We start from the raw sequence: 12928 nt of genomic DNA, 5'->3' as shown, positions 1-12928 counted from the left end.
ATGAGACAAATTGCGTTTTACGGTAAAGGCGGTATCGGCAAATCGACAACCTCGCAGAATACACTGGCTCAACTCGCGACCAAATTCAAACAAAAAATTATGATCGTAGGCTGTGATCCCAAGGCAGACTCCACCCGTCTTATTTTGAATACGAAGGCCCAACAGACCGTGCTACATCTGGCTGCTGAAAGGGGCACGGTAGAGGATTTGGAGCTGGAGGATGTTGTACAGAAGGGCTTCGGTGACATTCTGAACGTGGAATGTGGCGGGCCAGAGCCTGGTGTCGGCTGTGCAGGACGCGGCATCATCACAGCCATTAATTTTCTGGAGGAAGAGGGAGCCTACGAAGGGCTGGATTTTGTTTCCTACGATGTACTGGGGGACGTCGTGTGCGGGGGCTTCGCCATGCCGATCCGGGAGAAGAAGGCGCAGGAAATCTACATTGTATGCTCAGGCGAAATGATGGCTATGTACGCTGCCAACAATATTGCGCGCGGGATATTGAAGTATGCTAACAGCGGCGGGGTGCGTTTGGGCGGATTAATCTGCAACAGCCGGAATACGGACCTGGAAGCGGAATTGATTACAGAGCTTGCAAGAAGACTGAATACGCAGATGATCCACTTTTTGCCGCGTGACAATGTTGTGCAGCATGCTGAGCTGCGCCGTATGACTGTTACCCAATATAACCCGGAACATAAGCAGGCTGCGGAGTATGAAGAGCTGGCAGGTAAGATTTTGAATAACGATATGCTGACGGTTCCTACTCCTATTTCCATGGAAGATCTGGAGGATCTATTGATGGAATTCGGCATTATTGAGGATGAAGAAACCGCAATTAACAAAGCTGAGGCGTCTGGGCAGTAGGCTGTAGCCAGAAGGCTTAATGACGGAATCATCGTGTGATGGTGGGGGAGCTGAACGCACAGCTCGCAGGAGGGAGGAATAGGCCAAATGAGCAGTATTGTGGATAAGGGAAAGCAGATCGTAGAGGAGATACTGGAGATATATCCCGAGAAGGCCAAGAAGGACCGGACCAAGCATTTTGAGATCGCGGATGAGGAGCTTGTGAACTGCGGAACCTGTTCCATCAAGTCCAACATGAAATCACGGCCCGGCGTTATGACAGCAAGGGGGTGTGCTTTTGCAGGCTCCAAGGGTGTGGTATGGGGCCCGATTAAAGACATGGTGCACATTAGCCATGGTCCCATCGGCTGCGGGCAATACAGTTGGGGTACCCGACGTAATTATGCGAATGGGGTATTGGGCATCGATAATTTTACCGCTATGCAGATTACAAGTAATTTTCAGGAAAAGGATATCGTGTTCGGGGGAGATAAGAAGCTGGAGGTGATCTGCAGGGAAATTAAGGAGATGTTCCCGCTGGCTAAAGGCATCTCCGTACAATCTGAATGTCCGGTCGGACTGATTGGTGATGATATCGGGGCTGTGGCCAAAAAGATGACAGAGGAGCTGGGCATTCCGGTCATTCCTGTACGCTGTGAGGGTTTTCGCGGAGTGAGTCAGTCTCTGGGGCATCACATTGCTAATGATGCTATCCGCGATTTTCTGATGGGGCGCCGGGAGCTAAAGGAGTGCGGGCCTTATGATGTCTCCATTATTGGGGACTACAATATCGGCGGTGATGCCTGGGCCTCGCGCATTTTGCTGGAGGAAATGGGACTGCGGGTCATAGCGCAGTGGTCGGGTGACGGTACGATCAATGAGCTGGGAATTGCCCATAAATCCAAGCTCAATCTGATCCATTGTCATCGTTCCATGAATTATATGTGCACAACGATGGAGCAGGAATACGGAATTCCCTGGATGGAATATAACTTCTTCGGCCCGACCAAGACGATAGAGAGCCTCAGAGCGATTGCTGCCCGCTTTGACGAGACGATTCAGGAAAAATGTGAGCAGGTCATCGCCCAATATATGCCGCAGATGGAGGCGGTTATCCGTAAATACCGCCCACGTCTGGAAGGCAAAAAGGTGATGCTTCTGATTGGCGGGCTGCGGGCAAGGCATACCATCGGTGCCTATGAGGATCTGGGTATGGAAATTGTGGCTACAGGCTATGAATTTGCCCATAAGGATGATTACGAAAAGACGTTTCCCGATGTAAAGGAAGGCACTGTTTTGTACGATGATCCAACGGCATATGAACTGGAAGAATTGGCCCAGCGGCTGAATATTGACTTAATGGGCGCCGGAGTCAAGGAGAAATACGTGTATCACAAAATGGGCATTCCCTTCCGTCAAATGCACTCTTGGGATTACAGCGGGCCTTATCATGGTTTTGACGGCTTTAAGATTTTTGCGCGTGATATGGATATGACCATAAACAGTCCAGTATGGAGCCTGCTGCCATCTCGGCAGACTGCGGAGGTGTCGGTATGAGCGAGCGTCTCAACATTGTCGATCACAATCAGTTGTTTCGGCAGGATAAATATGTGCGCCAGCGTGAGGAGAAACGGGCTTTTGAGGCCCCTTGCTCGCCAGAGGAGGTTACCGCCACCCTGGAGTATACCAAGACCAAGGAATACAAGGATAAGAATTTCGCTCGTACAGCCGTAGTTGTGAACCCGGCCAAGGCTTGTCAGCCGCTGGGAGCGGTCATGGCTGCGCTGGGCTTCGAAAAAACGCTCCCGTTCATTCATGGCTCACAGGGCTGTACGGCTTATTTCCGCAGCCATCTTGCCCGCCACTTCAAAGAGCCTGTTCCTGCCGTCTCCACCTCGATGACCGAGGATGCCGCCGTATTCGGCGGCATGCGCAACCTCATTGACGGTATAGAGAACTGCATTGCCTTGTATCAGCCGGAGATGATTGCGGTATGCACGACATGTATGGCAGAGGTGATCGGGGATGATCTGTCTGCCTTCCTGGCCAATGCCCGTCAGGAGGGAGCCCTTCCCGAGGATATGCCGGTTCCTTTTGCCAATACCCCCAGCTTCTCCGGTTCACATATTACAGGCTATGACGCCATGCTGCGCTCTGTGCTGGAGACGCTGTATAACAAGTCAGGCCGGACGCCGCAGCCTGGTCATGAATTGAAGCTGAATGTACTGCTCGGGTTTGACGGGTATACAGGCAATTTTGCGGAAATGCGGCGCATGCTGGGGATGTTCGGCGCTACGTATACCATTCTGGGTGACCACAGCAGTAATTTTGATTCAGGGGCTACTGGAGAGTACAGCTACTATTACGGGGGAACGCCGCTTGAGGATGTGCCCAAGGCCGCAGATGCTGCCGGCACGTTGGCGATCCAGCAGTACTCTCTTCGTAAAACATTAGGTTATATGAAGCAAACCTGGGGGCAGCAGGTGTCCTCCATTTCCACACCGCTGGGCATCCGGGCTACAGATCGGTTGCTTGAGGAGATTAGCCGCTTGTCTGGAAGAGAAATTCCCGAGGCGTTGAAGCAGGAGCGCGCCCGAATTGTGGATGCCATGATGGATTCGCATGCTTATCTGCACGGCAAACGAGTAGCTATGGCGGGAGACCCGGATATGCTCATCGGCCTGATTGGCTTTTGTCTGGAGCTGGGCATGGAGCCGGTGCATATTGTTTGCTCCAATGGGGACCGGAAATTTGAGAAGGAAGCAGAGCTTCTGCTGAAGTCCAGCCCTTACGGTGCAGAAGCCACGGTTCATTCCGGTCAGGATTTGTGGCATATGCGTTCGTTGCTGTTCCAGGACCCAGTAGACCTGGCTATTGGTAGCTCCCACCTGAAGTTCGCGGCGAAAGAAGCGAAAATTCCATTGCTCCGTGTGGGCTTTCCGATCTTCGACAGGCATCATCTGCATCGTTATCCGATTATCGGCTACCAGGGTGCGCTGAATCTGCTTACCCAATTCGTGAATACCGTACTGGATGTCATGGAGGAGCAGGCTCCGGATCATAGCTTTGATCTAGTGCGCTAATTGCTGTATCGCGTAGATGGAAGTTGACAGCTTGGCTTGTGATTTCAATGGATTCTATCTAAAATAAGGGGGTTTGCGGATGGAGCCGGCTGTGTCTAACGGAAGGCTGGAGGTATCCTGCGGCAAAAAAATTCCCAAAAGCACGCCCTGTCCCCGGCCTGTGCCGGGGGAGGCTTCGGGTGGCTGCTCCTTTGACGGGGCCCAGATTACACTGATCCCCATTGCAGATGCGGCTCATCTGGTGCACGGGCCGATTGCGTGTCTCGGCAATAGCTGGGAGAGCAGAGGCAGCCTGTCCAGCGGCCCGGAGCTGTCGGCGTATGGCTTCACTACTGATCTTGGAGAACAGGACATCATTTTTGGTAGTGAACAAAAGCTGCATGAATCGATCCGCTACATTGTCAGCCGCTTTGCTCCTCCCGCTGTATTCGTCTATACCACATGCGTCACAGCCCTCACGGGTGAAGATATCGAGGGAGTTTGCAAGGCTGAATCAGAGCAGCTGGGAACGCCGATCATTCCGGTGAACAGCCCGGGATTTGTGGGCAGCAAGAATCTCGGGACCCGGCTGGCCGGAGACGTGCTGTTCCAGCATATTATCGGCAGCACCGAGCCGGAACAGACAACCTCCCATGATATCAATCTCATTGGGGAATACAATATCGCCGGCGAGATGTGGCATATCGAGCGGCTGATGCAGCAGGCGGGAATGAGTATCCTGTCCCGAATTACCGGAGACGGTCGGTTCCGTGAGGTGGGATGGGCGCATCGTGCCAAGGCCAATATGGTCGTATGCAGCCGGGCTTTGCTGGGTCTGGCAGTCCAAATGGAGCGTAAATACGGCATTCCTTATTTTGAAGGTTCATTTTATGGAGCAAAGGAGACGAGTTATTCCTTGCGACAGATGGCTTACCTGACCGGAGATCGTGATGTGGAGCGACGGGTGGATAAGCTGGCCGCACGGGAGGAAATGAGGCTATCGCTGGAGCTGGAACCCTACCGCAAGCAGCTGAAAGGAAAGCGGGCAGTGCTCTATACCGGGGGTGTAAAGAGCTGGTCTGTCATTACGGCTTTGCAGGAGCTGGGCATTAAGGTGGTTGGTGTAGGCACGAACAAAAGCACTGCCGAGGATGTATCCCGGATTGCTGACCGTATCGGAGATGATGCGGAATACATCCCGGAAGGCGGTGCCCGGCAGATTCTCAAGACTGTACGGAGCCGCAAGGCAGACATGGTCATTGCCGGGGGCCGGAACATGTATATGGCGCTTAAGGAACAAATTCCTTTTGTGGACATCAATCAAGAACGTCACAAAGCCTATGCGGGCTATGACGGGCTGTTATCTCTGGCGAAACAGCTTGTGCATACGCTACAGCATCCGGTATGGGAACTGACCGCCAAATTGGCTCCATGGGAGGAGGAGACGGAATTTGCCGATTAAATCCGCCACGAAGCCTGTCAGTGTCAACCCCCTCAAGGTAGGACAGCCTTTGGGCGGCGTGCTGGCTCTGCAGGGGATGTATCGCTCAATGCCTTTGCTGCACGGCGCTCAGGGCTGCTCGGCCTTCTCCAAGGCGCTGCTGACTCGCCATTTTCGAGAGCCGATTGCCGTTCAGACCTCCGCGCTGCAAGAGATGGACGTTATATTTGATGCAGACCGGAATCTGGAGGAGGCGCTGGATCATATCTGGTCCAAACACCATCCAGATGTCATCGGCGTTATCAGCACGGCCCTCACTGAGGTGGCAGGCGTTGATTTTCAGTCTAGGGTAAAGGCGTTCAAGCGAGAACGGGCATTGAAGGACAGTCTGCTGTTTTCTGTATCGCTGCCTGATTTTCACGGTTCTCTGGAGACGGGCTACAGCAGTACAGTAGAGTCGCTAATGGATGCCGTACTCGGGTTGGCCGGAGGCAAGTCCCCCAAAAAACAGCGCCGGACGCAGGTCAATCTGCTGCCGGCTTCTTATCTGACTGCCGGAGATGTCATGGAAATCAAGGATATTATTGCTTCCTTCGGCCTAGAGGTTATTACACTCCCCGATATCTCCACTTCCTTGTCCGGTCACCTGCTGACAGGTTTTTCCCCTTTGACGAGAGGGGGGACTCCGCTGGATTCAGCCTGCCAGATGCTGGAGTCTTCCTGCACCATTGCCATTGGCGCGAGCATGGAGCGTCCGGCGCGCAGGCTGACTCATGCCGCAGGTATTCCCTACCACTTGTTCACGGGTCTGTCTGGCTTGGCCGCGAGCGATGCGTTCATACATTTTCTGCAGAAAATCAGCCGCGAGCCAGCCCCTGTTCGCTTCCGCTGGCAGCGTGAAAATCTGTTGGACAGCATGCTGGATGCCCATTTCTATTATTCCGGCGCTTCCGCTGTAGTGGCGCTAGAACCGGATCATATGCTGTCGACCGCAGCCTGGCTGGAGGAGATGGGAGTGGAACTGAAACGGCTAATTACACCCTGCAGCACGCCCGCACTGCAAAAGACAGAACGGGAAGTCTGGATCGGTGATCTGGATGATGCAGAGGAGAGCGCGCAGGGCGTTGATTTGTGGATCAGCAATTCGCATGGAAGAAAGGGAGCGGCACGGGCTGGCGCCTCATTCGTGCCGGCAGGCTTGCCGGTGTATGACGAGCTGGGCGCCCACACATCCGTAAGCGTCGGATACCGTGGAACCATGGAGTGGGTGAACAAAGTAGGCAATGTATTGCTTGCCGAGGGGGGGAAGGGAGGATGAAGGTTGCATTTGCGACGGAAGACGGTGTGCTTGTGAATGCTCATTTTGGGCAGAGTCCTATGTTCACTGTATTCGAAATCCGGCACTCAGGCGTCCAGTTCCTGGAGCATCGGCGGATAGCCCTGGGGAGCGATGAGAACGAGGCGGGCAAGATCGCCAGCCGAATTGGCTTGATCGAGGATTGTACATTGATCTTTCTGGTACAGATTGGCGCTTCGGCCGCCGCACAGGTTACCAAGCGGACCATTATGCCTGTGAAGGTGGCCTTCGGCAGCACCATTGAGGAGCAGGTCCAGCGTCTCCAGAATATGCTGGCTCGCAATCCGCCCATGTGGCTTGCCAAAATCCTGCATGCTGAGGAGGGCAGCGGCAAAGCCGGATCATGAGTCTTCAGTAAGGAAGAATAACCGAAGAACAACCAGACATGGTGTCAAGATCCTGCGGACCGAATATCTTAAAGGCGGGAGCCGCACATGGAGGGGGAGACGAATGGTACAGCTGCTGGAAGACAGTAGATACGGACGCCAGTTGAAGCTGTTGGGAACGGAAGGTCAGAACAGGCTAAAGCAGGCTACTGTTATGGTTGCAGGCATCGGAGGATTAGGAGGGACAGCGGCCATGTACCTGGCCGCTGCCGGAGTGGGAAAGCTGATATTGGCCCATGAGGGCGTAATCCATCTACCCGATATGAACCGGCAGGTGCTGATGGACAGCGGACGAATCGGGGAGGAACGGATGGAGACGGCATTGCAGCATTTACAGCGTATCAATCCGGAGACCGAGCTTGAGGGCCACGCCTACAGAATCACGGAAGAATCCTCTGGACCATGGGTAGAAGCGTCGGATATCGTGATTGATGCACGGTATGACTTTCCGGAAAGATATGCGCTGAACAGACTATGTGTTCGACATGACAGACCGATGATAGAAGCGGCCATGTACGCCTATGAAGTATCATTGATGACCATTGATCCCGGTAGGACGGCATGCCTGGAATGTCTCTACCCGGAAGGCGGACAGCCTTGGGAGCCTCTGGGATTCCCGGTTCTGGGAGCTACATCGGGTTTGATTGGCTGTATGGCTGCACTGGAAGCGGTCAAATGGATTACAGATGCGGGCAATTTGTTCACTGACCGTATGTACCGTATGAATGTGCTGGATATGAGCAGCTGCACCATAGCGGTCAAACGCAACCCGCGTTGTCCTTGCTGCGGAACGGGAGGGGATATAGATGAGTCAGTTGCATATTTGTGATACGACACTTCGTGACGGAGAACAGGCTCCGGGCGTTGCCTTTTCGGCCGAGGAGAAAACTGAAATTGCCATCATGCTGGACTCGGCGGGGGTGGAGCAGGCTGAGATCGGAATTCCGGCAATGGGAAAGGCGGAGTGCAGGTCTATTGCGAGGATTGCTGCTCTCGGACTTCAGATGAAGCTAATGACCTGGAATCGGGCGGTGTTCACGGATATTGATGCAGCTGAATCGACAGGCGTCGGCTGGGCCCATATTTCGGTTCCCGTGTCGATGGTGCAGATGAAGTCCAAGCTGGGTATGAATCCTGAGCAGGTGACAGAGCTGATCCGCAAGTCTGTTGATTACGGTCAGTGTAAAGGATTGACTGTTTCCGTAGGCTTTGAGGATGCTTCAAGGGCAGATGACCTGTTCCTTGAGCAGTTGGCGAATCAGCTCTACAGGGATGGCATCCGGCGCTTCAGATATGCCGATACGCTGTCTGTTCACCATCCCGCTGCGATAGCTGCCCGTATAGACAGGCTTGTATCGCGCGTGCCGCAGGATGTGGAGCTTGAGATTCACTGTCATAATGATTATGGTCTAGCGCTTGCCAATACTTTGGCAGCTTTGCAAGCGGGAGCTGTCTGGGCCAGTACCACAGTGTCGGGCCTTGGGGAAAGGGCAGGTAATACGGCGCTGGAGGAAGTGGTAATGTCGTGGAGGGATCTATATCAAGGAACCTGCGGCGTCCGTCCCGAACTGCTGAACCCGCTGGCTGCACTGGTGTCCAAAGCCTCCAACCGAATCATTCCTGAAGGCAAGCCAATTGTGGGAGACATGGTATTCGCCCATGAATCCGGCATACATATCAACGGTCTGCTAAAGGAGCGTGCCGCCTATCAGACCCTTGATCCAACCGAGCTGGGCACTGACCATTCGTTCGTACTCGGCAAGCATTCGGGCAGAAGTGCAGTTCAATATATGCTGGAGCAGGAAGGAATCGAGGCGGGCTCCGGTGAAATCAAGTTTGTGCTGGAGCGACTTCGCCTAGTCGGTGAAGATCCCAAGCGTGTCATACATAGCGCGGATTTAAGGCGCTGGCTGCAGTATTATCCGGCAGAGCTACCGAAATAACCGAAAAGGCGTTCCCGTCCGGTAAGTGTGACCGTGACTGGAACGCTTTCTTGTATATCTTTTAATTTCACAACCGGAGTCTCCAATTTGCTGGTTAAACGAAGCCGTTCAGAAGGGTATAATAAAATATAGTGCTGTATAAAGTGCGTATATATGGTTTTACAGCAGACAGGTTCGAATCTTATAACCATGACACGCTGATCTGGAAGGACGGCTATGGGCAATTGGAGGAATGCTTGTGGGAATGATGTTTTCTTTTCTAAAAAAATATCGGGTTCCAGCCATCGCAGCGCTCGTGATGATGTTGCTGGAATTGACGGTAGAGCTATCGCAGCCATATTTGATCTCCAAAATCATTGATGAGGGCATCCGACAGCAGGATTTGTCCGTCGTCTGGTTATGGGGCAGTGTACTGGTAGGGAGTGCCGTTATCGCTTTTATGGCGGGGATATCCAGTTCTTTTTTTGCTTCACATGCAAGTCAGGGCTTCGGCTATGATTTGCGGGAAAAGCTGTACCGTAAAGTGCAATCCTTTTCGTATCCTGTGTTTAAACGTTTTGCCACTTCGTCGCTGATTACGCGCCTGACCGGGGATGTCACGCAAGTACAAGATACGGTGTTTATGAGCCTGCGGTTTATGACACGGGTTCCGCTTGTAGTCATCGGCAGTATTGTGATGGCACTGGTTGTACATTTCAGGCTTGGGCTGCTATTGGCGGTTATGGCCCCGGTGCTGTTCGTGTTTGTGCTGGTGATGATGCGGCGAACGGTCACTTTATTTAAGGGTGTCCAGCGTCGCCTGGATGACGTTAACGGAGTGATTCAGGAGAATCTGACAGGCATTCGGCTCATCCGGGTTTTTGTGCGGATGCGGCATGAAATCGAACGTTTTGCCCATTATGGAGGCGAATTGATGAAAGGGACGGTGTCCGCTCTACGCTGGACAGAAACGACGATGCCGTTCATTTTGTTTACGATGAATGCAGGGATTATTGCAGTACTTTGGTTCGGACGCGGCCAAATTTCCACTGGGGATGCCAGTGTAGGACAGGTGGTTGCAGTCGTCAATTATTCACTGCGGACGATTGGGGCCTTGTCTGCCTTGTCGGGTATCGTTGTTGTATTTTCCCGAGCTACTGCATCTACCGGGCGGGTTCGAGAGATATTGGACACATCTAATGAAGATGGGTCAGAGATGGAGTCTGTTTCAACACATCATACACGGATTAAGGGACAAGTGGAAATGGACCGGGTGAGCTTTCATTATCCGGGCAGTGATTTGGCTGTACTAAAGGATATCTCTTTTAGGGCGCGACCGGGCGAGCGGATAGCTATTATGGGGGCCACTGGCTCGGGAAAATCCTCACTTGTGCAGTTGATTACACGTCTGTATGAAGAAGATGAAGGTCATGTGCGCTTTGACGGAAAGGACGCTCGTGAACTGGATGCGTCCATATTACGAGAGGCGATTGGCTATGTCCCTCAGGAGGTACTGCTATTCACCGGCTCGATTCGGGATAATATTGCTTGGGGGCTGGAGAATGCGAGCCTGGAGCAAATTCAGGAAGCCGCACGCATGGCGCAAATCCATCATATGATTGAACGCTTGCCGCAAGGCTATGACACGATGCTCGGGCAGCGTGGCGTCAATCTGTCTGGCGGACAGAAACAGCGGCTTTCGATTGCCCGCGCACTGGTGCGCCAGCCGGCAGTGCTGATTTTGGACGACAGCACAAGTGCGCTGGATGTAGGGACAGAAGCAGCACTACTGAATGCACTCGATGGTCTGTCCTGCACGACATTTCTCATTACGCAGAAGATCAGCTCGACCGCATCGGCAAATCAGATTTTACTGCTGGATGAGGGTCGCCTGATGGCAAGTGGAAGCCATGAGCATCTCATGGATAGTTCGGATCTGTATCGGCGTATCTATGAATCACAATATGGAAAGGAGGAGTCGCATGTTCAAGGAACTCATTGAACCGTTCCGTCAGCCTACACCGCCGTCTGGTGTGCTGCGAAATCCAGCGGGAGCTGAAGGACGCCACAAGGCCAAAGCGAAGAACTGGTTTGGCACCTTAGGACGGATATGGGCTTATCTGGCTCGCCGTAAGGCCAAACTGATGCTGGTACTGTTCATGGTCCTGCTCAGCTCCGGGCTAGCTCTGCTGGGTCCATATCTGGTCGGCGTAGCGGTGGATGATTTTCTCGAAGGTCCGGGTGGACGCATGTGGATTTATTTTTTCATCGGATTAGGAGCTGTATATCTGCTCAACTCGCTGACCTCCTGGCTGCAAAATATCTGGATGATCGAGATTGCCCAAGAGACGGTGTACCGCATGCGTTTCGATCTGTTTTCACATTTGCATCGACTACCGATTCCTTTCTACGGCAAACGTCAGCAGGGAGAGATCATGAGCCGTTTGACCAATGATATCGAAAATGTCAGTTCTACGCTGAACAGCTCCGCGATTCAGATTTTTTCGAGCATATTGACGCTAATCGGTACACTCACGGTGATGCTGTGGTTAAGCCCGCTGATGACCCTGCTGACCTTTATCGTGGTGCCGTTAATGGCTGCCGGGATGCGCTGGATTACACGTCGTACCGGGCCCTTATATAAGGAACGCCAGAAGAATGTGGGCGAACTGAACGGATACATCGAAGAAACGCTGTCCGGGCAGCAGATTATTAAAGCATTTTCGCAGGAAAAGAGAGTCATCCATGGTTTTGGCGAGCGTAATGACCGTATTCGGCTGTCGGGCTTCTGGGCCCAAACGATTTCAGGCTTCATACCGAAGCTGATGAACGGACTGAATAATCTCAGCTTTGCTATTGTAGCGGGGATCGGTGGGATTTTGGCCATTCGCGGCTCCATTACTATAGGTACAATTATTGTATTCGTAGAATATGCCCGCCAGTTCACCAGACCGCTGAACGATTTGGCTAACCAGTGGAACACCCTGCTGTCTGCCATTGCCGGAGCTGAGCGTGTATTTGAAATATTGGATGAAGATGAAGAGTCCAAGGATGAACGCGGCGCAGTGGAAGTAGGGCATGTAGAGGGGGCGGTGCGGTTTACGGATGTTTCCTTCGGTTATGATGAGGGAAGCGCTACGCTGGAAGGTATTTCCTTTGAAGCCAAACCTGGTGAAATGATCGCACTAGTCGGCCCGACCGGGGCAGGGAAAACGACACTGATCCAGCTCCTTTCCAGATTCTATAGCCCCGACAAGGGAACGATTACGCTGGACGGGCGCGACATTATTACCATCCGGCGTGAAAGCTTGCGTTCCCGTATGGCATTTGTGCTACAGGACTCCTTCCTGTTTCAGGGGACAATTCGTGAAAATATCCGCTTCGGCAGACTGGACGCCACCGATGAGGAGGTTGAACAAGCATCGAAACTGGCTAACGCCCATTCCTTTATCATTCGGATGAAGGACGGATACGACAAGGTACTGGAAGTGAATGGAAGCGGCATCAGTCAAGGGCAAAAACAGCTGCTGGCTATTGCCCGTGCTATTTTGGCCAACCCTTCTATCCTTGTACTCGACGAGGCAACCAGTAGCATTGACACCATTACAGAGATGAAGATACAAGAAGGACTGGAGCGGCTTATGCAGGGTCGAACAAGTTTCGTCATCGCGCATCGGCTGAATACCATTCGTCAGGCTGACCGGATTCTGGTCTTGAAGGATGGCCGTCTGGAGGAGCAGGGTTCTCATGATGAACTGCTGGCTCACAAAGGCTTTTACAGTGATTTATATTATGGTCAGTTGAGAAAGCAAAGCTCTTAAGTCGGCTCTCGATCAACAGCTTTGCAGGTATACTTAAAAAGGGCTACCCCGGGGTAGTCCTTTTTAAGTATACCTTTTTACAGGTACGTACTA

General features: G+C 52.7%; 10 protein-coding genes. All 10 read left to right on the top strand.

Annotation, left to right across the window (positions count from 1 at the left end; genetic code table 11):
- The 10 genes from nifH to ACL9RM_RS13235 all read left to right on the top strand — a co-directional run bounded on the left by nifH (window position 1) and on the right by ACL9RM_RS13235 (window position 12835).
- On the top strand, window positions 1-867 hold the full coding sequence (gene nifH / locus ACL9RM_RS13280) for a nitrogenase iron protein (protein ID WP_023987270.1): 867 nt from the start codon (window positions 1-3) through the stop codon (window positions 865-867).
- Window positions 868-954: 87 nt separating this feature from the next.
- Window positions 955-2403, top strand: a complete 1449-nt coding sequence (gene nifD, locus ACL9RM_RS13275) for a nitrogenase molybdenum-iron protein alpha chain (RefSeq protein WP_322173454.1) — start codon at window positions 955-957, stop codon at window positions 2401-2403.
- Window positions 2400-3929: a nitrogenase molybdenum-iron protein subunit beta gene (nifK, locus tag ACL9RM_RS13270; RefSeq protein ID WP_250267580.1), complete on the top strand. Its 1530-nt coding sequence runs from the start codon at window positions 2400-2402 to the stop codon at window positions 3927-3929. The genes nifD and nifK overlap by 4 nt, the downstream gene beginning before the upstream one ends.
- Window positions 3930-4008: 79 nt before the next feature.
- The gene (nifE, locus tag ACL9RM_RS13265) at window positions 4009-5370 is read left to right on the top strand and encodes a nitrogenase iron-molybdenum cofactor biosynthesis protein NifE (protein WP_069291235.1); all 1362 of its coding nucleotides are present in this window, start codon (window positions 4009-4011) and stop codon (window positions 5368-5370) included.
- On the top strand, window positions 5360-6667 hold the full coding sequence (gene nifN, locus ACL9RM_RS13260; protein ID WP_414126357.1) for a nitrogenase iron-molybdenum cofactor biosynthesis protein NifN: 1308 nt from the start codon (window positions 5360-5362) through the stop codon (window positions 6665-6667). The genes nifE and nifN overlap by 11 nt, the downstream gene beginning before the upstream one ends.
- A complete protein-coding gene (locus tag ACL9RM_RS13255; RefSeq protein WP_061831022.1) occupies window positions 6664-7053 on the top strand; it encodes a NifB/NifX family molybdenum-iron cluster-binding protein in 390 nt (129 codons plus the stop codon). Before nifN ends, ACL9RM_RS13255 begins: the two co-directional genes overlap by 4 nt.
- A 103-nt stretch (window positions 7054-7156) precedes the next feature.
- Window positions 7157-7921, top strand: a complete 765-nt coding sequence (locus ACL9RM_RS13250; RefSeq protein WP_414126356.1) for a HesA/MoeB/ThiF family protein — start codon at window positions 7157-7159, stop codon at window positions 7919-7921.
- Window positions 7899-9035, top strand: coding sequence for a homocitrate synthase/isopropylmalate synthase family protein (locus tag ACL9RM_RS13245; protein WP_250267584.1), 1137 nt, complete (start codon window positions 7899-7901; stop codon window positions 9033-9035). Before ACL9RM_RS13250 ends, ACL9RM_RS13245 begins: the two co-directional genes overlap by 23 nt.
- A gap of 244 nt (window positions 9036-9279) precedes the next feature.
- The gene (locus ACL9RM_RS13240) at window positions 9280-11016 is read left to right on the top strand and encodes an ABC transporter ATP-binding protein (RefSeq protein WP_250267585.1); all 1737 of its coding nucleotides are present in this window, start codon (window positions 9280-9282) and stop codon (window positions 11014-11016) included.
- Complete coding sequence (locus ACL9RM_RS13235) at window positions 10997-12835, top strand: ABC transporter ATP-binding protein (protein WP_250267586.1); 1839 nt, start codon at window positions 10997-10999, stop codon at window positions 12833-12835. The genes ACL9RM_RS13240 and ACL9RM_RS13235 overlap by 20 nt, the downstream gene beginning before the upstream one ends.
- Window positions 12836-12928 lie beyond the last annotated feature (93 nt).

This window comes from Paenibacillus sp. S29 (assembly GCF_049319765.1).
Taxonomy (GTDB): domain Bacteria; phylum Bacillota; class Bacilli; order Paenibacillales; family Paenibacillaceae; genus Paenibacillus; species Paenibacillus polymyxa_B.
This window is presented reverse-complemented; position numbering and strand designations above follow the sequence as displayed.

Bases quoted from the DNA above. Each gene is read 5' to 3' on its own strand.
- nifH (WP_023987270.1), top strand. From the start codon at position 1: ATGAGACAAATTGCGTTTTACGGTAAAGGCGGTATCGGCAAATCGACA.
- nifD (WP_322173454.1), top strand. From the start codon at position 955: ATGAGCAGTATTGTGGATAAGGGAAAGCAGATCGTAGAGGAGATACTG.
- nifK (WP_250267580.1), top strand. From the start codon at position 2,400: ATGAGCGAGCGTCTCAACATTGTCGATCACAATCAGTTGTTTCGGCAG.
- nifE (WP_069291235.1), top strand. From the start codon at position 4,009: ATGGAGCCGGCTGTGTCTAACGGAAGGCTGGAGGTATCCTGCGGCAAA.
- ACL9RM_RS13255 (WP_061831022.1), top strand. From the start codon at position 6,664: ATGAAGGTTGCATTTGCGACGGAAGACGGTGTGCTTGTGAATGCTCAT.
- ACL9RM_RS13250 (WP_414126356.1), top strand. From the start codon at position 7,157: ATGGTACAGCTGCTGGAAGACAGTAGATACGGACGCCAGTTGAAGCTG.
- ACL9RM_RS13245 (WP_250267584.1), top strand. From the start codon at position 7,899: ATGAGTCAGTTGCATATTTGTGATACGACACTTCGTGACGGAGAACAG.
- ACL9RM_RS13240 (WP_250267585.1), top strand. From the start codon at position 9,280: ATGATGTTTTCTTTTCTAAAAAAATATCGGGTTCCAGCCATCGCAGCG.
- ACL9RM_RS13235 (WP_250267586.1), top strand. From the start codon at position 10,997: ATGTTCAAGGAACTCATTGAACCGTTCCGTCAGCCTACACCGCCGTCT.